The sequence below is a fragment of the Pseudoruminococcus sp. genome (genome assembly GCF_047012705.1).
Classification (GTDB): Bacteria; Bacillota; Clostridia; order Oscillospirales; family Acutalibacteraceae; genus Pseudoruminococcus.
In genome coordinates this window covers 61,577-84,049 of record NZ_JBKXNW010000010.1, presented here as the reverse complement: position 1 = coordinate 84,049, position 22,473 = coordinate 61,577, and the positions used below count along the sequence as shown (strand labels likewise).

19 protein-coding genes are annotated in these 22,473 nt (G+C 39.3%); 12 read left to right on the top strand and 7 right to left on the bottom strand.

Annotation, left to right across the window (positions count from 1 at the left end; all coding sequences use genetic code 11):
• The 3 genes from ACLU24_RS10730 to pdxT form a co-directional block, all read left to right on the top strand.
• A partial coding sequence (locus tag ACLU24_RS10730; RefSeq protein ID WP_412612560.1) for an NPCBM/NEW2 domain-containing protein occupies nt 1–1,637 on the top strand: 1,637 nt, incomplete at its 5' end.
• A 225-nt stretch (nt 1,638–1,862) separates the two neighbouring features.
• Entirely contained in the window at nt 1,863–2,732 is an 870-nt protein-coding gene (gene pdxS, locus ACLU24_RS10725; RefSeq protein ID WP_412612558.1) for a pyridoxal 5'-phosphate synthase lyase subunit PdxS, read from the top strand.
• Nucleotides 2,732–3,295: a pyridoxal 5'-phosphate synthase glutaminase subunit PdxT gene (gene pdxT / locus ACLU24_RS10720; RefSeq protein ID WP_412612556.1), complete on the top strand. Its 564-nt coding sequence runs from the start codon at nt 2,732–2,734 to the stop codon at nt 3,293–3,295. Before pdxS ends, pdxT begins: the two co-directional genes overlap by 1 nt.
• A 172-nt stretch (nt 3,296–3,467) precedes the next feature.
• On the opposite strand, the gene ACLU24_RS10715 is transcribed toward pdxT, so the two are convergent.
• Nucleotides 3,468–3,788: a hypothetical protein gene (locus ACLU24_RS10715; RefSeq protein ID WP_412612554.1), complete on the bottom strand. Its 321-nt coding sequence runs from the start codon at nt 3,786–3,788 to the stop codon at nt 3,468–3,470.
• Nucleotides 3,789–4,190: 402 nt separating this feature from the next.
• On the opposite strand from ACLU24_RS10715, the gene ACLU24_RS10710 reads away from it, so the two are divergent.
• Complete coding sequence (locus ACLU24_RS10710; protein ID WP_412612552.1) at nt 4,191–6,455, top strand: X2-like carbohydrate binding domain-containing protein; 2,265 nt, start codon at nt 4,191–4,193, stop codon at nt 6,453–6,455.
• Between the two features lie 765 nt (nt 6,456–7,220).
• Here ACLU24_RS10710 and ACLU24_RS10705 read toward each other — a convergent pair.
• The 4 genes from ACLU24_RS10705 to ACLU24_RS10690 form a co-directional block, all read right to left on the bottom strand.
• Complete coding sequence (locus ACLU24_RS10705) at nt 7,221–7,709, bottom strand: hypothetical protein (RefSeq protein ID WP_412612550.1); 489 nt, start codon at nt 7,707–7,709, stop codon at nt 7,221–7,223.
• 12 nt (nt 7,710–7,721) lie between these two features.
• Nucleotides 7,722–8,297 (bottom strand): hypothetical protein, encoded by a 576-nt coding sequence (locus ACLU24_RS10700; RefSeq protein WP_412612549.1) that lies wholly within the window; start codon nt 8,295–8,297, stop codon nt 7,722–7,724.
• Nucleotides 8,298–8,489: 192 nt separating this feature from the next.
• Nucleotides 8,490–9,188: a CBS domain-containing protein gene (locus ACLU24_RS10695; RefSeq protein ID WP_412612548.1), complete on the bottom strand. Its 699-nt coding sequence runs from the start codon at nt 9,186–9,188 to the stop codon at nt 8,490–8,492.
• Nucleotides 9,189–9,273: 85 nt separating this feature from the next.
• Nucleotides 9,274–10,884, bottom strand: coding sequence for an ABC-F family ATP-binding cassette domain-containing protein (locus ACLU24_RS10690; protein WP_412612546.1), 1,611 nt, complete (start codon nt 10,882–10,884; stop codon nt 9,274–9,276).
• Between the two features lie 607 nt (nt 10,885–11,491).
• On the opposite strand from ACLU24_RS10690, the gene hrcA reads away from it, so the two are divergent.
• From hrcA to dnaJ, 4 genes are all read left to right on the top strand, one after another.
• On the top strand, nt 11,492–12,520 hold the full coding sequence (gene hrcA, locus ACLU24_RS10685; protein WP_412612545.1) for a heat-inducible transcriptional repressor HrcA: 1,029 nt from the start codon (nt 11,492–11,494) through the stop codon (nt 12,518–12,520).
• Between the two features lie 14 nt (nt 12,521–12,534).
• On the top strand, nt 12,535–13,116 hold the full coding sequence (gene grpE / locus ACLU24_RS10680) for a nucleotide exchange factor GrpE (protein WP_412612543.1): 582 nt from the start codon (nt 12,535–12,537) through the stop codon (nt 13,114–13,116).
• Nucleotides 13,117–13,370: 254 nt separating this feature from the next.
• Nucleotides 13,371–15,215 carry a molecular chaperone DnaK gene (dnaK, locus tag ACLU24_RS10675; RefSeq protein WP_412612542.1) on the top strand — a complete coding sequence of 615 codons (1,845 nt, stop codon included), beginning with the start codon at nt 13,371–13,373 and terminating at the stop codon, nt 15,213–15,215.
• A 318-nt stretch (nt 15,216–15,533) separates the two neighbouring features.
• A complete protein-coding gene (gene dnaJ / locus ACLU24_RS10670; protein WP_412612541.1) occupies nt 15,534–16,682 on the top strand; it encodes a molecular chaperone DnaJ in 1,149 nt (382 codons plus the stop codon).
• Nucleotides 16,683–16,808: 126 nt separating this feature from the next.
• Here the strand turns inward: dnaJ and ACLU24_RS10665 are convergent, their stop codons facing one another.
• Together ACLU24_RS10665 and ACLU24_RS10660 are read right to left on the bottom strand one after the other, a co-directional pair.
• The gene (locus ACLU24_RS10665) at nt 16,809–17,660 is read right to left on the bottom strand and encodes an IS3 family transposase (RefSeq protein WP_412610340.1); all 852 of its coding nucleotides are present in this window, start codon (nt 17,658–17,660) and stop codon (nt 16,809–16,811) included.
• Nucleotides 17,660–18,196 (bottom strand): helix-turn-helix domain-containing protein, encoded by a 537-nt coding sequence (locus ACLU24_RS10660; RefSeq protein WP_412609989.1) that lies wholly within the window; start codon nt 18,194–18,196, stop codon nt 17,660–17,662. The genes ACLU24_RS10665 and ACLU24_RS10660 overlap by 1 nt, the downstream gene beginning before the upstream one ends.
• 403 nt (nt 18,197–18,599) lie before the next feature.
• On the opposite strand from ACLU24_RS10660, the gene ACLU24_RS10655 reads away from it, so the two are divergent.
• From ACLU24_RS10655 to ACLU24_RS10640, 4 genes are all read left to right on the top strand, one after another.
• On the top strand, nt 18,600–19,397 hold the full coding sequence (locus tag ACLU24_RS10655; RefSeq protein ID WP_412612539.1) for a TIM44-like domain-containing protein: 798 nt from the start codon (nt 18,600–18,602) through the stop codon (nt 19,395–19,397).
• 17 nt (nt 19,398–19,414) lie between these two features.
• Nucleotides 19,415–20,848: an SPFH domain-containing protein gene (locus ACLU24_RS10650; protein WP_412612538.1), complete on the top strand. Its 1,434-nt coding sequence runs from the start codon at nt 19,415–19,417 to the stop codon at nt 20,846–20,848.
• A 62-nt stretch (nt 20,849–20,910) separates the two neighbouring features.
• Nucleotides 20,911–21,981, top strand: coding sequence for a TFIIB-type zinc ribbon-containing protein (locus ACLU24_RS10645; protein WP_412612537.1), 1,071 nt, complete (start codon nt 20,911–20,913; stop codon nt 21,979–21,981).
• Complete coding sequence (locus ACLU24_RS10640; RefSeq protein ID WP_412612536.1) at nt 21,978–22,391, top strand: hypothetical protein; 414 nt, start codon at nt 21,978–21,980, stop codon at nt 22,389–22,391. The genes ACLU24_RS10645 and ACLU24_RS10640 overlap by 4 nt, the downstream gene beginning before the upstream one ends.
• Nucleotides 22,392–22,473: the final 82 nt, after the last annotated feature.

The window sequence follows — 22,473 nt, the reverse complement described above, 5'->3', positions numbered from 1 at the left end:
AACAGCAACAGGCAAATCCATATGCACAGCAGGCTCAACAGCAACAGGCAAATCCATATGCACAGCAGGCTCAACAGCAACAGGCAAATCCGTATGCACAGCAGGTTCAGCAGCCACAGGCAAATCCATATGCACAGCAAGCTCAGCAGTCACAGGCAAATCCGTATGCACAGCAGGTTCAGCAGCCACAGACAAATCCATATGCGCCACAAAATCCTTATAGCATACAAAATGGTCAACAACAAGTTATGCAGCAGCCTAAGAAATCCAATTTTAAAATCAGCAAAAAGATGATTATAATTGGTTCAGCTATTTTAGCAGTAGTTATTGTAGCAGTAATAGTTATTTGTATATTGGTTTCTAACGCAAATAACCCGGTTAATAAGATGATTAACGCTATAAATGACGGCGATTATAAAACAGCAGAAGAACTTTATTATAATAATTATTCTGCTCTTTCTGATAATAAGGCCGTTATAGACGCTATTCAGGCTCAGGTTGACGCTGTTGAAAAGGGTTATAAAGATGGCTCTATTGATTATAATACAGCAATGAATAAGCTTGATGATATTTCTGATTTGCCTATGAGTTATGAGACAACACTCAGCGATGTAAAATCAGAAATGTATGAGCTTAAATCATCAGCAGATAGTCTCAAGAAGGGTGACAAATATCTTAAAGACAAGGATTATGATAATGCAATCTATTATTACGGCGAAGTATTAGAAAAAGATACAGCTAACTATAAAAAGGCACAGGAACAAAAGGCGAAGGCTGTTGACGGTATTCGTCAAAAGTATCTTGATGAAGCTAAGAAAGATTTTGATAATGGCGATTATAAATATGCAATCTCTGACCTTCAGGACGCCCTCAATAATACATACCTCGATAACGATAAGAAGATTAATGAGCAGATAGCTACATATGTAGATGAGATTATCAAAAAATCAGACGAATATTTCAATAATAAAGATTATGAAAATGCAGTCAATTTAATTGATAATACTAAGAATATGTTCAGTGAGGATAGTGATAACCGCAAGAAGCTTGATACTCAGCTTGAAAAACTCAATAAAGAGGTTCCTGTCAAGCTTTCTGATATTAAATTTGATAGTTCCAATACTGATTATTTCTACAGATATCAGAGCGGCTCTAAGGACGTTGCAGGAAACGAATATAATGGAGATAATGTCTGCACAATGTCTGTTTCTAAATATCATGAGAATGCATATGCAGGACTGTATGTTAATAAGGATTATAAGAAGATTAAAGGTACAGTAGCAGTTGAAAAAAATAATTATAGCGATATAGGAAGTAATACAAAGGCATATTTCGAAATTGTAGGTGATAATAAAACTCTTTATAAGAGTGAGGTTCTTACAAATAAATCTGAGCCTATCAATTTTGAGGTTAATATAAAAAATGTAGAAAAATTAACAATCGAACTTGTTTATGTTAAGAATAGTGGAAACTCAAGTATGGATGTTATTCTTGCAGATGTAGAGCTTTATTCGAAAGACTCAAGCGTGTCTGACGCATCCGCAAATGAAACAAGCGAGGTCTCAAAGGCAGAATCAAGCAAAGAAGAAAACTCAAAGGCTGAATCTAACAAGGCTGAATCAAGTAAAGCAGCCTAAGAACGATTAGAATAATTAAATATTCATAAAGAAATCCCACAGCTCCATATGATTGAAGCTGTGGGATTTTTATTAAAACAAATTTAAACTGTACTCCTTAAAAATATAAAATCTGTGCATTGCAATAGTGACAGTTTCGGCTATAATGAGCTTAGTAAACATTTCGTAGGTCATGTGCACAGACTTCAGATGTTATTTAATAAAACATAAGGGAGTTCTAATATTATGTCAGAAAACAGATATGGTCTTAATAAAAATCTTGCTCAAATGCTCAAGGGCGGCGTCATTATGGACGTTACTACCCCAGAACAGGCTAAAATAGCAGAAGCCGCAGGTGCTTGCGCAGTTATGGCTCTCGAAAGAATCCCAGCTGATATCAGAGCAGCAGGCGGCGTTTCAAGAATGAGTGACCCTAAGATGATTAAGGGTATTCAGAAAGCAGTTTCTATTCCTGTTATGGCTAAGGCAAGAATTGGTCACTTCGTTGAGGCTCAGATTCTCGAGGCTCTCGAAATCGACTATATAGATGAAAGTGAAGTTCTTTCTCCGGCTGATGACACATATCATATCGACAAAACAAAGTTCAAGGTTCCTTTCGTTTGTGGTGCAAGAAATCTTGGCGAAGCTCTCAGAAGAATTGCTGAGGGTGCATCTATGATTCGTACGAAGGGTGAAGCCGGTACAGGTGATGTTATTCAAGCTGTTCGCCATATGAGAACTATCCAGAGCGAAATGAGAAAGATTCAGTCTATGCGTGAGGACGAGCTCTTCAATACAGCTAAAGAGCTTGCCGTTCCTTATGACCTCGTTAAGTTTGTACACGAAAATGGCAAACTTCCAGTTGTTAACTTCTCTGCTGGTGGTGTTGCAACTCCTGCTGATGCTGCACTTATGATGCAACTCGGTGCAGAGGGCGTATTCGTTGGTTCAGGTATATTTAAGTCAGGCAACCCTGAAAAGCGTGCAGCAGCTATCGTAAAGGCTGTTACAAACTACAACAATCCTTCTATTCTTGCAGAGCTTTCTGAGGACCTCGGCGAAGCTATGGTTGGTATCAATCCTGATGAAATCAAGGTAATAATGGAGAGCAGATAATGGTTATTGCAGTTCTTGCTGTTCAAGGTTCTTTCTTTGAGCATGAACAGATACTGGAAAAGCTTGGTGTTGAATATTTTGAGATTCGCCGAAAAGCTGATTTAGATAAGTATTTTGACGGCCTTATTCTTCCGGGAGGAGAAAGCACAACTATGGGCAAGCTTTTGAAAGAGCTTGATATATTCGATACTCTCCAAAAGAAGATTGCCGATGGACTTCCTGTCTATGGAACTTGTGCAGGTATGATTCTTCTTGCGAATAATCTTTCTAACGATAAGAATGTATACTTCGGCACTATGGATATTACCGTTAAGCGAAATGCCTATGGCAGACAGCTTGGAAGCTTTGAAACAGTTTCTGATGTTAAGGGTATCGGTGAAGTACCTATGGTATTTATTCGTGCTCCATATATCGAAAGCGTTGGAGAAGGTGTTGATGTTCTTGCAACAGTAAACGGAAATATCGTTGCGGCTCGTCAAGGCAATCAGCTTGCTACATCTTTCCACCCAGAGCTTACTGATGACACAAGCGTTCACCAGTATTTCTTAGATATGATTAAATAAAGTAAAACCTCGGTCAATTAAAGCATAATATCCTTGAATAAAATTATGCAAAACCGGAGGGGATACAATAAAAGCGATAGCAACCGAAAGGAAGCTATCGCTTTTATTGTTGTTTTATAATTTCATTAATCCTCAAATTAGCCTTTTTTAGCATCATTGCCATGCCGAACATCTATTTCTTCAGGAATTTCGAATCCTTTGCTATTTCTTTTATCAGCATATAGCTGTACTTGGTTACGAGAGCCATGAATTTGGAAAGCATGGTCGCCTTTAAGAAATCTAACTCGCTTTCCATAATCTCTTTTATGCCGAAGTAGCTCTTGTAAGACGGAAGCTGAAACTGGATGGACGATACTTTGAGTTCATTAAACTTTATGACCTTGATATACTCATTCAAATCAAATTCCTTCAGTTTGCTCAGAAATTTCGATATGCTACCGTTTTCCGCTTTTTGAATAGCGTACCGACATATTCTTGATTTTATCTGTGTCACATCCGATAAGCTATGCAACCGCAGAAATCGCGGGAGTCAAATTCAATTCTCCGGCACACGCTCTCCATTTTTATATTGGTTGAATGTCGTTGCCGACACTCCGGATAAATTGCAGATGTTCCTCGCCGAGCAGGATAGCTAATCCATGTACTAATTTAGTTTTTCACTGAATCTTATAAGTACTGCTTCCAACGTTCCTTTAACAACATTATACTACATTTTTTGCGTAAGAAAATGGTTTTAAAGGGTGAGCTTCCCAAAGAGTCACTTGACACTTCGGGAAACTCACTGAAAATTCAGTTTCTTCTATGGTATACTTATTATGTGTAATCGGTCGAATAAATAAGGCATCCATACTGGCAATTCATATGCGGTGAAAGCCGCGGAAAGGAGCAAACCAATATGAAAACAAAATCCATAAAAACAAAAATGATTACAGTTCTACTCACTCTATGCATGGGATTGTCCATTGTGCCGGTCACGGCATTGGCGGCGGGGGTCAATTACATTGACAGAATTCACGTTGATTATGTTCATCGCGATTATAAAGCGGGTGACACTCCGCAGCCCACTGCATCTGTAACAGAGGGAAACTGCACCGTTGCTTATGAGTATTGGCGAGAAATTTACCAGAAGGAAGAGGGAAGCTTTTGGTCAGGTACGGGGCGTTATTGGTATTCCGACCCGGATAAAATGGCGTCTCTTCCGGCAGACAAGCGGATTACACAGTTTGAAGCAGGTCACCACTATTCCTATAATATAGTGCTTGTTGCAGACAGAGGCTATTATATCGGCGAAGATGAGACCGTTGTTTCTGTAGGCGAATATGAATGGGGTACGCCGGGTAAGCACACGAATCTTGAAATAAAAGAAATGAGCACAAAACTGTATATTTACAGCCCTTACTCGATTGACCTTCCCGATGATAGCAACGACAAGGTTATTACAGACGTTTCTATTGTAAATGTCAACAAGAATCTCGATTCGTCGCAGCCGATCTCCTTTACCGCTCGTCCTGCTACCTACTGCGCCGAAAAATTTGATATTACCGAAGAATCTTGGGAAGCCGCTTACAACGAAAACAATCCGATTAACGATGTCATTAAAAGCACAGATGCGACGCCTCATGCGCCTATTGCAGGCGGCGAATATTGGTACAGCATTGTACTCACCGCAAAGGACGGCTATGTCTTCTCGAAAGATTTTTCCGATGAAAACTGCAGCATCAAAGAGGGGAGCGATGTCAACTTTACACTTGACGGTATTTTATATGAAAACAGATTCCATGTAAGCGATGACGGAAAAACACTTACCGCTTGGGAATTTATGAATCCGATTACAGCAAAGGGAAGTACGCAAAGCCTCATCAACGAGGTAGTCATTTACGATGTCAAATTTGACTATCAGCCCGGCGATGTTCCACAGAAGGGAGCAAAAATTTTCCTACCCGGCGACTCAGATAAATATGAGATCGAGTACGAATATTGGGAAGAAATGCAGAAAAATGAAGATGGTTCATTAACGCCGGTAGCTTATTGGTATTCGGATGAGAACAAAAACAATGCTCTTGAGCAAGACAAAAAAATTACCGCTTTTGAAGAAGGCAAGACTTATATGTACAGCATTTCTCTGAAAGCAAAGGACGGATATGCTTTTTCGGAGAATTGTCCCGTAATGGTAGAAGATTTTATGGTAGATTCAGCAAATATAATAAAGACCCAAAACGGACTTTTTGTTACTGCTGTAAAAACAATTAAGCCGACCAAGCCCGTCGAGAAAAAAGAAATTGAGGTCATTGAAATCAATAATGCAACCTTGACCTTCAACGACGGCGACAAGCCGGTGTTCACAGGAACCACACCAGATGGTGCAAAATATGTCTTGGTTTATGAGGCTTGGAAAACCGACGGCGAGGGAATCAGTTCGGCTGAATTCTTTAATGACGATGATCATCTTACTGTCTGGGGCGGAAAACTCATTACCACCTTCGATAAGAACAAGACTTATACCTATATGCTGTATCTCAAGACTACAGCTGAGGCTGGAGAGGACGGCTGGTTTTTCGGTCCAAATACAAAGTTGAAAATTAACGGAAATGAAGTTGCGTTTGTGCGCAACAGCTCCGATAACGAGCAACAATTTTCAGGTGCAACCAAACTGACTATGACTCCGCAGGCATCCGGCACTACTCCCGATTACAAAATTATCGAGGGTGCAAATGGCACTTGGACACAGAAAAGCGACAGTACACTGACCTTCCGTGCAAACGGTGATTTCTCCAAGTTTACTGAAATAAAGGTTGATGGCAACACAATTTCTGCGGATAAGTACACCGCCGTTTCCGGTTCTACTGTAATCACGCTGAAAAATGACTACCTTGCCACACTCTCTGTGGGCAAACACACTCTGACAGTTGTCTATAACGACGGTGAATGCAGCACAGAATTTGAAATTAAGACAACAGACACCATTCCGGGTAATAGTGAACCCGGCAACAACCAGGGTAGTAACAAACCGAGTGAAAGTAACTCGAATACAGGCACTCCGGCAAGCCCGAAAACCAGCGACTCAAGCAGTATATTCCTGTGGCTTGTTTTGCTGTTCATCAGTGGTGGTGTGTTGGTGGGAACATCAGTTGTAACTAAAAAGAAAAAGTATAATAGCTAATGGAATAATTTAACCAAATAGCATACATGTTTTTTCTCGGAATATACATTGTTTCTTACAAAATCAACCAACCTTTAAGTATTCTTATGAAAAACGGTAGCCATAATCATTGATTTCTGCCGCTCCATTAAGATAACAGCGTCTGCCTGTCGGAACGGGTTTTGCAGACAACGGTTTTGAATTTCAGAGCCGATACATAGTTTCATCAAAACGAGAGTTTATCTCGAATTTTGGTATGCTGTGTATCGACTCTTTTTGTTTTTCGGTACTAATAATTGAATGACCGTCCGAATGGAATATGACTCTGCGATGACAGGAGCGGAGCAACTATGCGGTGATATTCAGGGACAAGTATACAAAAACAATATTCGGGTAGAATTGCAATCGAACACAACTGTAGGAGGAAAATAAGAATTTTTAATGGTCGTCCTGCGCATCTACAATTACAAATTAAAGTCAAAAGATTATTCCGTCACGGCGGCTGATTGCCGAGGAATGTTGTATAGATAAAAAGACGGTGGACGTAGTAATTATAAATTTCGAAAAAACGGTACTTGTAAAAAAGGAAAGCGTCACCGAAAGTATGGTTCAAACACAAAACGGTTGGTTACAGCGCTCTACTGCGGCGAATGCGGTTCCAGACCGTATATGTACCGAGGAAAAACCGTAAAAAAAGCAGTAACCGGAAGGCTTAATACCTTCCGGTTACATACCGCCCGCAATTCTCCGTTAAGAACATCACGGAAATCTGACTGAGGTTTTGTTTTAATATGCTTCTGTTATTTTAATGACCCTCCATTCAGAGCCGTCCTCTTTTATTTCCCACCTTGCAACGGCATCGTGACGACCACAAATTATTTCGCCTGCTTTGTCATAGTAGTCAACAGAGTATTTAATCCATATATAACCACTGTCGCTATCTTGCTTAGTATTAATATATTCAATAGAAAGGTCTATGTTTTCACTTCTTTTTAAAACAGATTCATCTGGACAATAAGTTGAGCAAGTTCCAAAATCATAATTAGACGCTTCCTGTAAGCTTGTTTTAAATGCTTTTTCAGAGTTTTTAATTATTCTTTTTGCTGTTTCAATCTGTTCTTTATCCTCACATTTTGATTGTAATTCTTCGTTGCTTTCATTATTCATATACGCATAATCCGTATTTTCCACTATATATTCCTGAGAAGGCTTAGAACAAGCTGAAAGCATACAGACTGAAAACAAAAGGAGAATAGGAAATGCAAGCTTTTTCATATAATCCCCCTATTATCCAAGCATCCACTTTTCAAATTCTGCACTAACAGACTTATCAGTTATCCAATATGCTCTTCTCGAAACATATTTGTGCAAAATATCTTCCTCTGATTTAGAAAGTTTTCCACTTTCCATAAGCTTTACCATTTCTCTCATATAGCTTAAATCTAACTCATAATCAGTTATAAAATCAGTTCGTGCATATTCAGCACCTTTATATTTGCTGAGAATTTCGTATGCCTTGAGGTCATTTTTATTGCTTTCATCTTCATTTTCGATATAATTTCCATGATTACAATTTGCCTCTAAATCTTCTTCGTAAGGTATTTCAATTTCAGATGAATTACTTATTTTATCAGCTATTTTAGCTTTGATTTTATCCTCGCTTGAATCTTGCTTAAAGTCCTTGAATTTTTCAGGTATTTCTACATCGTTTATACTCGAAATTACTTTATTATTTTTTGATGGTTCGATATAAGCAATTTCAGTTTCTTTATTTTCTGTTGTTTTAGCGAATACAATAACACTTGCACTAAGTAATGTTACTGCCATAACAGATATAGAAATTATCATTTTTGTTTTTCTCATAACAAACACTCCCAAGAATATTTTTATTTATTATATAATATATACTTATGCATGTCTATACTTATATCAAGTAATTGACAACTCTCTTACAAAATTTTTGCATTTGAATATTAGTTTAGCGAAAAACAAATGGCGAGAAATCTAAATATAAAAAGAACTCCCCTAAACGAAATAATTGTTTAGGGGGTTATATTATGACCTGAGTATATCCCAGGGGGTTATCATTCCGAGAAGTCGTCCGCCTTGACTGCCGTTATCTGTTATGAAAAGGGCGGCAAGTCTGCGTGAACGCTGTTGTGGTTGCTCAAAGGCGGTTTTCGCCTCGATTACGGTTGTAGATTCGGGAATAAATCTGAAACGCTCGGTAGTATGAGCCTCGAACGGAAGATATTTTCTAAAATCACCAATTTCCATTTTTTCGATATTTTCGACTGAATTGCTATCTGAAATATACATAAATAGTGTACCAACGCTAAATACTCCGATAAATCTTCTATCCTCAAGCACTGGAACATGAGAAAAACCTCTGCGTTCCATTTTTTTCATAACAGTAAGAGCATTGTTGTTTAAAGACGCTTTTAAGAGATTCTCGAAAGGTGTTGCATAGCTTATTGCGAGCGGCGGACGCTTTACATAGTTTATAACCTCGTTGAGAATATCAAGCATAGCCTGTGAGGGTTCAATTATGCTTTCACCATTCACTTCTGGGTGATGGGAAAGAAGATTGCGGATTTCTCGACAAAGATTAAGCTTATCCTTAAATTGTCTGCCTTCCGCGTCGTTCATAAATTGTACGACGACACTGCCATAATTGCGTGTTCTGTCACTGTATTTCTCACTAAGAACTTCTTCAAGAGTTCTGTATAAGTTCAAAAATTCATCTGATTTCATAATTTCACCCCTTATTATAATGTTTTTATAGCAAATTACAGTGCGAACTGCACTTATCTAAGATAATTAAAGTTTTAATAATAACTTATTTATCTGTACGGGTTAGTTTATTCTTTTCGAGGTATTCATCATAGCTTGATGTTATATCCTTAATGCCATCTTTCTCGATAACAATAATTCTATTCGCAACAGTTGATATAAATTCATGGTCATGTGATGTAAACAGAACTACTCCATTAAAGTTTGTTAAGCCCTTATTTACAGCTGTAATAGATTCAAGGTCAAGATGGTTTGTTGGCTGGTCAAGGACGAGAACATTAGAGCCGAACATCATCATTCTTGAAAGCATACAACGAACCTTTTCGCCACCGGAAAGAACATTAACCGGCTTGAATACATCTTCACCTGAAAATAACATTCTGCCAAGAAAACCTCTTAAATAAGTTTCTGTGCGTTCGTTATCCTTTGCGTATTGACGAATCCAATCGAGAATAGAAAGCTCACAGCCGTCAAAATATGAGCTGTTATCCTTTGGAAAATATGATTGACTTGTGCTGATTCCCCACTTAAAAGTTCCGCTGTCAGGCTCGGAATTGCCCATAAGAATTTCAAAGAGAGCTGTTACGGCAAGCTCATTTTCTGAAATAAATGCAATTTTGTCTGTGCGTTCAACTCTGAAGCTGATGTCCTCGAACATAGTTTCGCCGTCGAGAGTTTTAGAAAGTCCCTCTACTGTAAGAATTTCCTTGCCAACCTCTCTGTCAGGAGTAAAGCCTACATAAGGATAACGGCGGCTTGATGCAGGAAGTTCTTCAACAGTAAGCTTATCGAGCAGCTTCTTACGGGAGGTTGCCTGCTTTGATTTGGATTTGTTTGCGGAGAATCGTGCGATAAAGCTCTGCAATTCCTTGATTTTTTCCTCAGCCTTTTTGTTTTGTTGTTTAATCATCTGTTGAATAAGTTGGCTTGAATCATACCAAAATTCGTAGTTGCCAACATACATTTTAATTTTTGTATAGTCTATATCGACAATATGAGTACAAACTGTATTCAAGAAGTGTCTGTCGTGAGATACCACGATAACAGTTCCCTCGTAATCAAGCAGAAAATCCTCAAGCCAGCTTATCGCAAGAACATCAAGGTTATTTGTAGGCTCATCAAGAAGTATGATATCAGGATTGCCAAAAAGTGCCTGTGCAAGAAGTGTCTTAACCTTTTCATTACCTGTGAGTGTGCTCATCTGTGCATAAAGTATATCTTCGGAAAGTCCTAAGCCCTGAATGAGTTTTGAAGCGTCACTTTCTGCCTCCCAGCCGTTAAGTTCGGCAAATTCAGCCTCAAGCTCAGATGCACGAATACCGTCTTCGTCTGTGAAATCAGACTTTGCGTAGATAGCGTCCTTTTCTTTCATTATATCATATAGTTTTTTGTTGCCATATATTACAGTATCAAGGACTGTATAATCGTCAAATGCAAAGTGGTCTTGTTTTAAAACGGACATACGGGTATTTTCGGGAATAATTACTTCGCCCTTAGATGGTTCAAGTTCTCCCGAAAGGATTTTTAGAAAAGTTGATTTTCCTGCGCCATTAGCACCGATTATTCCATAGCAGTTGCCAGGTGTAAATTTAAGGTTTACATCGGAAAAAAGATTTGTACCACTGAAATTGAGTGCTACATTACTTACGGTTATCATTTTAAATTATCCCCCTGTTTTTAGATTTCTCTCTATTTAAGCATATTTACTCCGTTATTATAACAGTAAACATAATAAATTGAAAGCATAAAACTGAAAAATCACTGACAAAAATAGATATAAGCGTAATATTACGACTCTTTCCTACTAAATTACAAGAGTTCAAGAACTTAAAAATTTCGTGTGAGCCTTTTCAAAGGCTTGTGGTTTCCAAAGGCGGAGCCTTTGGTGAGTTTTAAGGGCGACTCTCTTAACATTATTTACTCCTGAGGGCGGACTTTGTCCGCCTTTATTTACTAATGGAAATTAGGGGCGAACTAAGTTCACCCCTAAGGGGGGCAAGACAGGTTAAGGGCGTTGCCATTAAAACCCATTATGGACTCCGTTCCTCAACCTTGCAAGCTTTTAAAAAGGCCTGACCTAAAATTTAATTGTCTTAGGGGAAATCTGCCAACTTTTTTCAAAAAATTCCCTCGTTTATAAATCGTTTACAATTTAGGTGTTGACATTTGCGGGGAATAGTGGTAAATTTATATATAGATTAGCACTCGATGCACAAGAGTGCTAATAAAGTAAATAACTCTTAATTGTGCAAGAGGTGATTGATATGCAGCCTGCAATCAGAAAGCTGAAAATTCTTGAGGCTATTGTGGATTCGTATATCGGCACTGGCGAGCCGGTCGGCTCGAAAACACTTTGTGACGGACTTGATTTCAATGTTTCGTCCGCAACAATCCGAAATGATATGGCAGAGCTTGCTGAGCTTGGCTTGCTCACACAGCCTCATACATCTTCGGGCAGAGTGCCAACAAACCTCGGTTATAGAATTTATGTAGATAAGCTTATGAGCGTTAAGCCTGTAAGCCCGAAAGAACAAGGAGCTATTCGAGATTCACTTTTACTCCACTCAGACGCTCCTGAACACCTCCTCAGCGAGGCGGCGCAGATTCTTTCGGATATTACAAGATACGCTGCCGCTGTAACATCTCCGCCTGCTGACAGAGCTTATGTCAAACGAGTTAAATTCGTTCAGACAGGAAATCACACAGCTATGGCTGTGCTGATAACCTCGACAGGTATGGTAAGAACAAGGCTTTTCAGATGTGATTTCGTCGTTAATGACGAAGTTTTGAACCTTTTCGATAACGCCTTGAATGATAAACTTCAAGGTACGATGCTTGTAGATGTTACGCCTGCATTTATACAATCGGCTGCGATTTCGCTTGGTGAGCTTTCTATGATTGTTCCGAATGCACTTATTGCTATTCACGATGCGGCGAGAGATGCCGCTACTACGAATATCGCTCTTGAGGGACAAAGCAAATTGCTTTTCCTGCCGGAGTTCAGCTTTGAAAGTGCAAGACAGACAGTCGATTTTCTTAACCGAACAAACGATATTACAAGGCTGTTGAATGACAGCGATGAACCTACAAGGGTTCTTATCGGCGAAGAAACTAAGATACCTGAGCTTTCGGAGGCGAGCTTGATTATATCGAAATATAATGTTTCAGATGTATGCTCGGGTGCGATAGCAGTAATAGGTCCTACAAGAATGAATTATTCAAAAACTATAGCTAATACAGAATATCTTGCTCACACTGTGGGAACAATGTTGAGCGGACTTCTTAATGGATAGAGAGGAGAATTATCTTGCCAAAGAAAGATACAACTGCGGAAGATACAGCTTCCGAAACTGTAAACGAGGCTCAAACCTCCGAAACAGAAAAGAAAGATGAAAAATCAAAGAAGAAATCCTCCAAAGGTTCAAAATCTCAGAAGGCTAAATATGAGGAGGAAATCAACGGCTTAAAGGAAGAGCTTGATAAGCAAAAAGAAATCTTTATGAGAACTGCCGCTGAGTATGATAATTACAGAAAGCGTACTGAGCGTGAGAAATCAAACATCTATAATGATGCGACAGCAGCCGCAATAAAGACTATACTTCCTGTTCTTGATAGCCTTGAAAGAGCTATTGAAGCATTAAATGGTGCTGATGATGAGCATACTAAGGGTATGACGATGATTATGGCTCAGATGCAGGATTCACTCAAGAAGTTGAATGTTGAGGAATATGGTGCAAGAGGTGACGAGTTCAACCCTGAGATTCACAATGCTGTTGCACAGGTTGAGGACCCGGAGCTTGAAGAAAATCAGATTGCAGTAGTATTCCAAAAGGGCTACAAAATCGGTGATAAAATCATTCGCCACGCAATGGTTCAAGTCGTGTGTTGAGTGCGTGACCGCACAGGACAAGACGCGGAATCGCTCGTAGTGAGCGTAGGAAGATAATTGACGCGGTCGGGGAAACTACCGAGTGGGCGAACACAGTTTGCCCTTACGATAATTAAAAGTTTCGTTCGAGCCTTTTTAAAGGCTCGCAGTTTCCAAAGGCAGTCACCTACGGCAGAGCCTTTGGTGAGTGTTAAGGGCAAAGCCCTTAACAATATTTTAAATTAAAAAAATAAATCATAAAGGGGTTTTTTATTATGGCAAAGACAATCGGTATAGACTTAGGTACTACAAACTCTTGCGTAGCTGTTATCGAGGGCGGCGAACCGGTCGTTATCCCTAACGCTGAAGGTGCAAGAACAACTCCATCTGTCGTAGCTTTCGCTAAGAATGGTGAAAGAATGGTAGGTCAGGTTGCTAAGCGTCAGGCTATTACAAATCCAGATAGAACAATCTCCTCTATCAAGAGAGAAATGGGTACTGCTTATAAAGTAAACATTGACGGCAAGAGCTTTACTCCACAAGAGATTTCTGCTATGATTCTTCAAAAGCTTAAGGCTGATGCAGAAGCATATCTCGGAGATACAGTAACACAGGCTGTTATCACAGTTCCTGCTTACTTCACAGACGCACAGCGTCAGGCAACTAAGGACGCAGGTAAGATTGCCGGTCTTGAAGTTAAGCGTATCATCAATGAGCCTACTGCTGCTGCTCTTTCATATGGTATTGATAAGGAAACAGACCAAAAGGTTATGGTTTATGACCTCGGTGGTGGTACATTCGATGTATCTATCATTGAGATGGGTGACGGCGTTCAGGAAGTTCTCGCAACGGCTGGTAACAACCGTCTTGGCGGTGATGACTTCGATAAGAGAGTTATGGATTGGCTTATTTCAAGCTTTAAGAGTGAATCAGGCGTTGACCTTTCAAGCGATAAAATGGCTATGCAGAGATTGAAGGAAGCAGCTGAAAAGGCTAAGATTGAGCTTTCAGGCGTTACCTCAACAGCTATCAACCTCCCATATATTACAGCTGATGCAACAGGTCCTAAGCACCTTGACCTTACTCTTACAAGAGCAAAGTTCAACGAACTTACTGCTGACCTCGTAGAAAGCACAATGGGTCCTGTTCGTCAGGCTCTCTCCGATTCAGGTCTTTCTATTGGCGAAATAGACAAGGTTCTTATGGTTGGCGGTTCTTCAAGAATCCCTGCTGTTCAAGACGCTGTTAAGGGACTTATCGGCAAAGAGCCATTCAAGGGTATTAACCCTGATGAGTGCGTTGCTATCGGTGCTGCACTTCAGGCTGGTGTTCTCGGCGGTGATGTTGAAGGTCTTCTCCTCCTCGATGTTACACCTCTTTCACTTGGTGTTGAAACACAGGGCGGAATTATGACAAAGATTATTGAGAGAAACACAACTATTCCAATAAAGAAGAGCCAAATTTTCTCTACTGCTGCTGATAATCAGACACAGGTTGAGGTTAATGTTCTCCAAGGCGAGCGTGAGTTCGCAAGAGATAACAAGCAGCTCGGTCTTTTCAAACTTGATGGTATCGCACCTGCTATGAGAGGTGTTCCACAAATCGAGGTTAGCTTTGATATTGATGCTAACGGTATCGTTAATGTTTCTGCTAAGGATCTCGGTACAGGCAGAGAACAGCATATCACTATCACATCTAACACAAATATGAGCAAGGAAGATATCGACAGAGCTGTTAAGGACGCTGAGAAGTATGCTGCTGAGGATAAGAAGCGTCGTGAAGAAATTGATGTTAAGAATGACGCAGAAAACCTTGTATATTCAGTAGAAAAACTCCTCAACGAGAATGGCGATAAGATTGACCCTGCTGATAAGGATGCTCTTAATCAGAAGCTTGCTGCAGCTAAGGAAGCTCTCTCACAAAATAACGGCGATATGATTAAGTCTACATCAGAAGAACTCAAGACAGTTATGTATTCTGTTTCTGAGAAAATTTATAAGGCTGCCGAGGCAAGCGGTGCTGTTCCTCCACAAGGCGACAACAACGCTGCTGGCAACAACGGTAATGGCAATGTTTACAATGCTGATTACCAAGATGTTGACGACAATAACAACAAGTAATTTAATTATACGAAATCCTCTCTTAAATATATTTTAGTGCAGAGCGGGCAGGGCGGTTTTATGCTCTGCTCGCATTGTGCTGAATGAGAGGAATACTTATTTGTATTTGCAATAAAAGAATTATATCTGAATTGGATTATTTGATTTATATATTCCGATTAAAATGTCTTTACTGCGGATAAATCCTAAGGCGGAAGCACTCCGCTTACTGCAAAAAAAAGTTCACTATATTCCCTAAAACTAATTGAAAAATAGTTTTAATTATTATATAATGATACGCAGTGTTTTGTGCTTTAATTTTTACTGAGGTGATAATCGTTGGCAGATAAAAGAGATTATTACGAAGTTCTCGAAATTCAAAAGGGTGCTTCTGATGATGAAATAAAAAAAGCTTATAGAAAGCTTGCAAAAAAATATCATCCCGACCTTAATCCTGATAATAAGGAAGCCGAGATGAAGTTTAAAGAGGTAAACGAAGCCTATGAGGTTCTTTCTGATAAGGAAAAGCGTGCTCGCTATGACCGATTTGGCTTTGCAGGCGTAGACCCAAGCTATGGAGCGGGCGCAGCATCAGGCGGCGGAAGTCCGTTTGGTCAGGATATAGACCTCGGCGATATATTCAATAGCTTCTTTGGTGGTTTTGGCGGAGGAAGGTCGCAAAACTCCGCAAATGCTCCAAGACGAGGAGCAGATACGGAAGTTTCTGTTACTATCTCGTTTGAGGAGGCAGCTAAGGGCTGTAAGAAAGAGGTTTCTTATCAGAATATCGAAGTTTGTAAGGATTGTTCCGGTACAGGTGCTCAAAAGGGTACTTCTCCTAAGTCTTGTCCGGCTTGTGGTGGTTCTGGTCAGGTTAAGATTAGTCAGCGTACTCCGTTCGGCGTAATTCAGACTTCAAGAAGCTGCGATAGATGTAAGGGCCGAGGAAAGATTATAGAAACTCCTTGCAAAACCTGTTCAGGTACAGGTAGAGTTCGTACAAAGCGTACAGTTTCGGTTAATATTCCGGCGGGTATCAATAACGACCAAGTTCTTAATGTTGGTGGTCATGGCAATAGCGGTATAAATGGCGGTCCATCAGGCGACCTTCATGTTTATATCAATGTTCGTCCACACCCAATTTACGAGCGCAAGGGTGACGATGTCTGGTGCGAGATTCCGCTTACATTTGCACAGGCTGCTCTCGGACACGAGGTTACAGTTCCTACTCTTGACGGTAAGGTTACTTATTCGGTTCACGAAGGAACACAGCCCGGTGATATTTTCAAGCTTAAGGGCAAGGGTATACCACATCTTAATACAAGGGGCAGAGGCGACCAGTATGTAAGTGTTACTGTTGAAGTTCCTAAGAATTTAAATGCTAAACAGAAAGAGCTTATCAAGGAGTTTGAAGCTGCTGCAAGTGATAAAAATTATCAGAAACGCAAGGGCTTTTTTGAAAAGCTAAAAGAACTTTTTGATGATTAATTTCGGGAGATTATTTCCGCAGTTAAGTGGTATAATTATTTTGTATTATAAACCGGTGTATATTTACTCTGAAAAATAGCCTCCAATTATGATATGTACCCAGAATTCTGGACACATATTTATAAATTAAGCTGAACACATGGATGTCTTCCTGTATTGTACAGGAGGCATCCATTTTGTTTTTGCCTGAATTCTTTTATTGTTGTAATAATCTATATATTCTTTGACAGCTTTTGCAAACTCATCAAATGTTTTATAAGCATTTTCGTACCCATAATACATTTCATTCTTCATCCTACCAAAGAATGTTTCCATAATACAGTTATCGTAGCAATTGCCCTTTCGTGACATACTCTGGATAATGCCATGTTCTTTTAAACAATTCTGATAGTAAGTGTGCTGGTATTGCCATCCTTGATCTGAATGAAAAATCAATCCAGTTACATTTGGGAAACTTCTAAATGCTTGATCAAGCATTCTTTTTATTTGTTCCATATTGGGGCTTAATGAGATGTCATAAGATATTATTTCATTTGTTGCCATATCAAGTATTGGAGACAAATAACATTTACCCCAAGAAAAATTGAACTGAGATATATCGGTTGTCCACTTTTGAAGTGGTTTATCGGCAGTAAAATTTCTATCTATTATGTTGCTAGCAATTCTTCCAATTTCACCTTTGTAAGAATGATATTTCTCCTTTGGACGCTTGCCTATCATTCTAGTTTCGTGCATAATGCGCTGTACTCGTTTGTGATTCACCTCATAGCCTCTATTACGTAGTTCTCTGTAGACACGTCTAACGCCATATCTGCATTTGTTTTGTTCAAAGATAATTTCGATTTCTTTAACCAAATCCGCATTTTTTACAGCAATAACATCTTCTTTGCTAAGCTCAAAGTAGTAAGTGGATTTAGCCATTTGCATAGCTTTAAGAAGATACTTTAATTGATATCCTTTTTCTCTGAGTTCTTTGATTATTGCCGCTTTTTCGCCTTGAGATGCGCAGCTTCCTTTTTTTCTCTCAAGGCGATCTCTTTTTTTATTACTTCAATCTCTGTCTTGATATATTCATTTTCGGCACGAAGTCTAACTAATTCTTCATATTCTGATTCTTCTAACTTCCTTGGCTTATTGTAATTAATCTTCTTCATATCTAGATTCTTTTTGGGACGACCTTTCTTACAATTTACAAGACCATTATATCCCAAAATCATATATTTGTGAACCCATTGATATAATAGACCATCACCTATTCCTGCAGAAAATGCAACAGATTTGTTAGATTCACCAGCCAAAACACGTGCAACTAAGGCATAACGTTCCTCTGGAGTCCATTCTTTGTTATTCCCTTTGTGTCTTAATGCATCAGGACCACATGCATCCTCAATTCTAACCCATTTACGAACTGTTATATGAAACGCCTTAGTGCTTAGACCATCTGGTGTATCAGGCCATTGACCCTGTCGATATAATTCTACGGCATTTCTTTTGTACTCATAACTATAACGCATAAAAATAACCCTCCTTACTGGTTTTGTCCAGCAAAGAGGGTACATATCATTATTTGGCAGCTATTTTTTAACAAGATTACGGAAAATTAAATAATAGAGCATATAAATGGCAAAAATCATTTTTAATGATAGCCAAATATATGCTCTATTTTTAATGTATTTATTAAAATTTTTAGATTTAAGCTTATTCAAAATAGCGATTAGCAATTAATTGGTTTCATATGGGACAAAATCTTACATTTTATTTATTTCATTATTTGTAAATATTATTATAATTTTGTTAAACAGTTGAAATTATACAAATTTTACGGTATAATATATTAGCAAAGTGTTGCGGCTGACTATTTTCTAAATTAATCTTTCAAAAATTAGTTTAATAGACTGCTATAATGAATTTATGAAGGTGATATATATCAGTACCGGTGCATGGATATTTCTTGGCATAGTATGTGCCTTATTGATAATTGGAGTAGTTATTACATATAAAGTAAAGAGAAAAATAAAAGATTTTTCTCGACAGGCTTTCGGAACAGACAGCTTGCTTGAGGGATATAAACAAACAAAAGAAAGTCTTGCAGAAACTCCTCGCTCTCTTCATGCTATGACAAATGCACTTTTGCCTGCAATAAGCCGAGATTTTCCGGAGTTTGATTATGCACAATTTCGCCAAAAGGCTGAAAATATGCTTCGTGCATATTTTAATTCAATAGAAGCTAAAGATCTCAAAGAGCTTGAAGCTGTTTCTGCGACGGACAGCATTAAGGATAAGGTTCAGGGAATTATTTCAGACCTCGAATCTATGAATAGAACTCAACACTTTGACGAGGTCACTATACATAAAACCGAAATAGCCAATTATGAAACCAAAAGGGGCTATTGTGTAATCACACTTGAATCGGCTGTCGGACTTTATAATTTTATCACAGATGAAACCGGTAAGGTTGTAGGCGGAGATAAATCTCTGAAACGACAGACGGTCTATTCTCAGGAGCTTGTCTATATTCAGGACCCTGATAAGATGCAACAGGCAGGTTTCTACTTTTCAATCAGTCTTTCTTGCCCTAACTGTGGTGCTCCGATTAAAAAACTCGGAACGAAATTCTGTGAATACTGCGGTTCTGGCGTTAAAGAAATAAATATCAGAAGCTGGAGCTTCAACGATATAAAAGAACTAAATACGCAAACTAAAAAATATTATTAAATGGGAGATGTTTTATTATGGGTATTATCAGAGCAACTATTGATGCAATCGGCGGCGGTCTTGCTGATTCGTGGTTGGAGGTTATCGAACCGTCAGAAATGGATATGAGAACTGTCTTTGCACCTGGTGTATCAGTTCCACAGGGCAGAAATGATAAGCGTAACAGCAATACAAAGGGTACTTCAAACACAGTTTCCAACGGTTCTATCATTCATGTTTATGAGCATCAGATGATGATTCTCGTAGACGGCGGCGCTATTGTTGACTACACAGCTGAACCTGGTTACTTCAAGGTTGATAACTCCTCCTTGCCATCACTTTTTAATGGTCAGTTTGGTGCAAGCGTTAAAGAAACATTTAACCGTATCAAATTTGGCGGTACAACTCCTGGTGTTCAGAAGGTATTCTACATAAATACTGCTGAAATGGCTGGTATTAACTTCGGTACAAAGACACCTATCAACTATTATGATGGTGTTTACGACATGGATTTGAATGTTCGTGCTTTTGGTAAATTCTCAATCGCACTTACAGAAAACCCACTCGAATTCTATAAAAAGGTTATTCCGACATCTGCTGTTACAAACAATGAGGCTGTCGATATTGGTGACCTTATCAACGAAAACTACATTATGGAGTTCCTTGATGCTCTCCAGCAGGCTCTCACAGAAATTTCTGCTAATAATGTAAGAATTTCTCAGATAAGCACAAGAGCTAACAGAGACCTCCTCAAGAGTACAATTTCCGACCTCCTCTATGAATCCTGGAGAAGAGACCGTGGTATCGTTATCGGCGATGTAGGTGTTACAGTTTCCTACGACGACGAAACAAAGAAGATTCTTACAGAACGCAACAAGGGTGCTATGCTCAAGGACGCAACCATCAGAGAAGGTTATGTACAGGGTTCTGTCGCAAGAGGTCTTGAGGCAGCCGGTAGCAACGCAAATGGTTCTATGGCTGGCTTTATGGGTATGGGCATTGGTATGAATGCAGGCGGTAACTTTATGGGTGCTGCTTCTAACAACAATATGCAGCAGATGCAGATGCAACAGCAGGCACAGCAACAAGCTCAACAGCAGGCTGCTTATCAGCAACAACAGCAGCAGGCACAACCTCAACAGCCACAGCAGCAACAATCTGCTCCAGAACCAACTCCTGCACCAGCAGCAGAAGGTTGGACTTGTTCTTGCGGTAAGACCGGCAACACAGGCAAATTCTGTGCAGAATGTGGCTCGCCAAAGCCAGCTCCTGTTGATAATGGTCCATGGACTTGTCCTGAATGCGGAGGCCAGAATACTGGAAAATTCTGTGCTAACTGCGGAACAAAAAAACCAGAAAAGCCAAAGAAGATCAAGTGCGACAAGTGCGGATACGAGCCTGATATGAGCGGTCCTATTCCAAAGTTCTGCCCGAACTGCGGCGACCCAATCAATGAAAGCGATATGATTTAATGCTTTGCTAAAATTTAATGGAAGGTAGGTAGCCCTGCCTTAATCGGCGGGGTGTAAAGCTTATGAGTACAGTTGCATATAAGTGTATAAACTGCGGCGGTCCACTTGAATTTAATCCTGCAAAGCAGATGTTCTCTTGCGAATACTGTAGAAGTGACTTTACTGAAAAGGAACTTAAAGACCATTTCGGCGAGCTTGATGAGGAGCTTAACGACGAAGCTAACAAGGTTGATGAAACTCAAGCCGAAGACAATGAATTTGGTTTTGGCGGTGTGCTTTTCTCTTGCCCGAACTGCGGTGCGGAGATTGTCACAGACGAAACAACAGCGGCTACCGAGTGCGTATATTGTCATAGTCCGGTCGTTCTTTCGGGCAGACTTGCAGGCAATATGAAACCCAATCTTGTTATTCCGTTTGGTTTTACAGAAAAAGATGCAAAAGAAAAATTCTATGCTATGTGCAAGAAAAAGTGGTTCTTGCCAAGGGATTTTGTTTCGGACGCACACATAGACAAGATGAAAGGCGTCTACTATCCATATTGGCTTGTAGATTCAGATAAAGCAGGTTCTTGCAACGCTACCGGTAAAAAATACAGAACATGGCGTTCAGGCGATTATGAGTATAAAGAGACAAAAACTTATTCTATTTCAAGAATGGGTAATATAGCTTTCCATAAGTTCCCACAGTCAGCTCTCAGTAAGGAAGACCACCAAATGATGAAATTCGTCAATCCTTACGATAATGAGGCCTTAACCGATTTCTCTATGTCTTATCTTTCAGGTTTCCAAGCTGAAAAGCGTGATACAGAGAGGGCAGATGTTCAGGAGCAGGTTGATAAGGAACTTCTCGAATACTCAAAGAAAATATTTAAGGACACAATGTCACAGTATGACAGCGTAACCCTCGACAATATTCATATGAATACAGTTCAGGAAGATTGGAAATATGCACTTTTCCCGGTTTGGCTTATGACCTATACATATAAGGATAAGCAAAAGATTTTTGCTATAAATGGTCAAACAGGTAAGACCTATGGTGAATTGCCATGCTCACTCGGAAAGCTTGCACTTTTCGGAGCAGGATTATTCGTAGTGCTTAGTGCGATAATTTTCGGATTGGGGTATTGTCTATGAGAAATATATTAAAAAAATCCTCCGTACTTATAGCGGTACTTATGGTTGCAATGCTTTTTGCGGGAATAAGCTGTTTTGCATATGAGCAGGAAGCTATTCCGACTGAAGCAGAAGCTTCTGTTAGCGAAATTACAGATAACGAAGCAGTAGAAACTCAAGAGATTCAAATTTATGAATCCAAAAGTTCAGAAGATAAATCTCTCGGAAAGAATCTTGCAATGGGGATTGGTTCTGGCTTTGTAATTGCCTTGATTGTGTGTATCTGCATTTATTTTTCATATAAAAAGCATGGTGCAACAGAGCCGTATAAGTATGATGAAAACGCAAAGCTCACACTTATAGATTCATCTGATGTGCTTGTTAATACACACATTGAAAAACGCAAGATAGAAAAAGATAATAACGATTAACAACTTTTGATGTAATACTATATCAATACAAAACGGCTTGAAATCTGGAATCACAGATTTTAAGCCGTTTTTATGTAAAAAT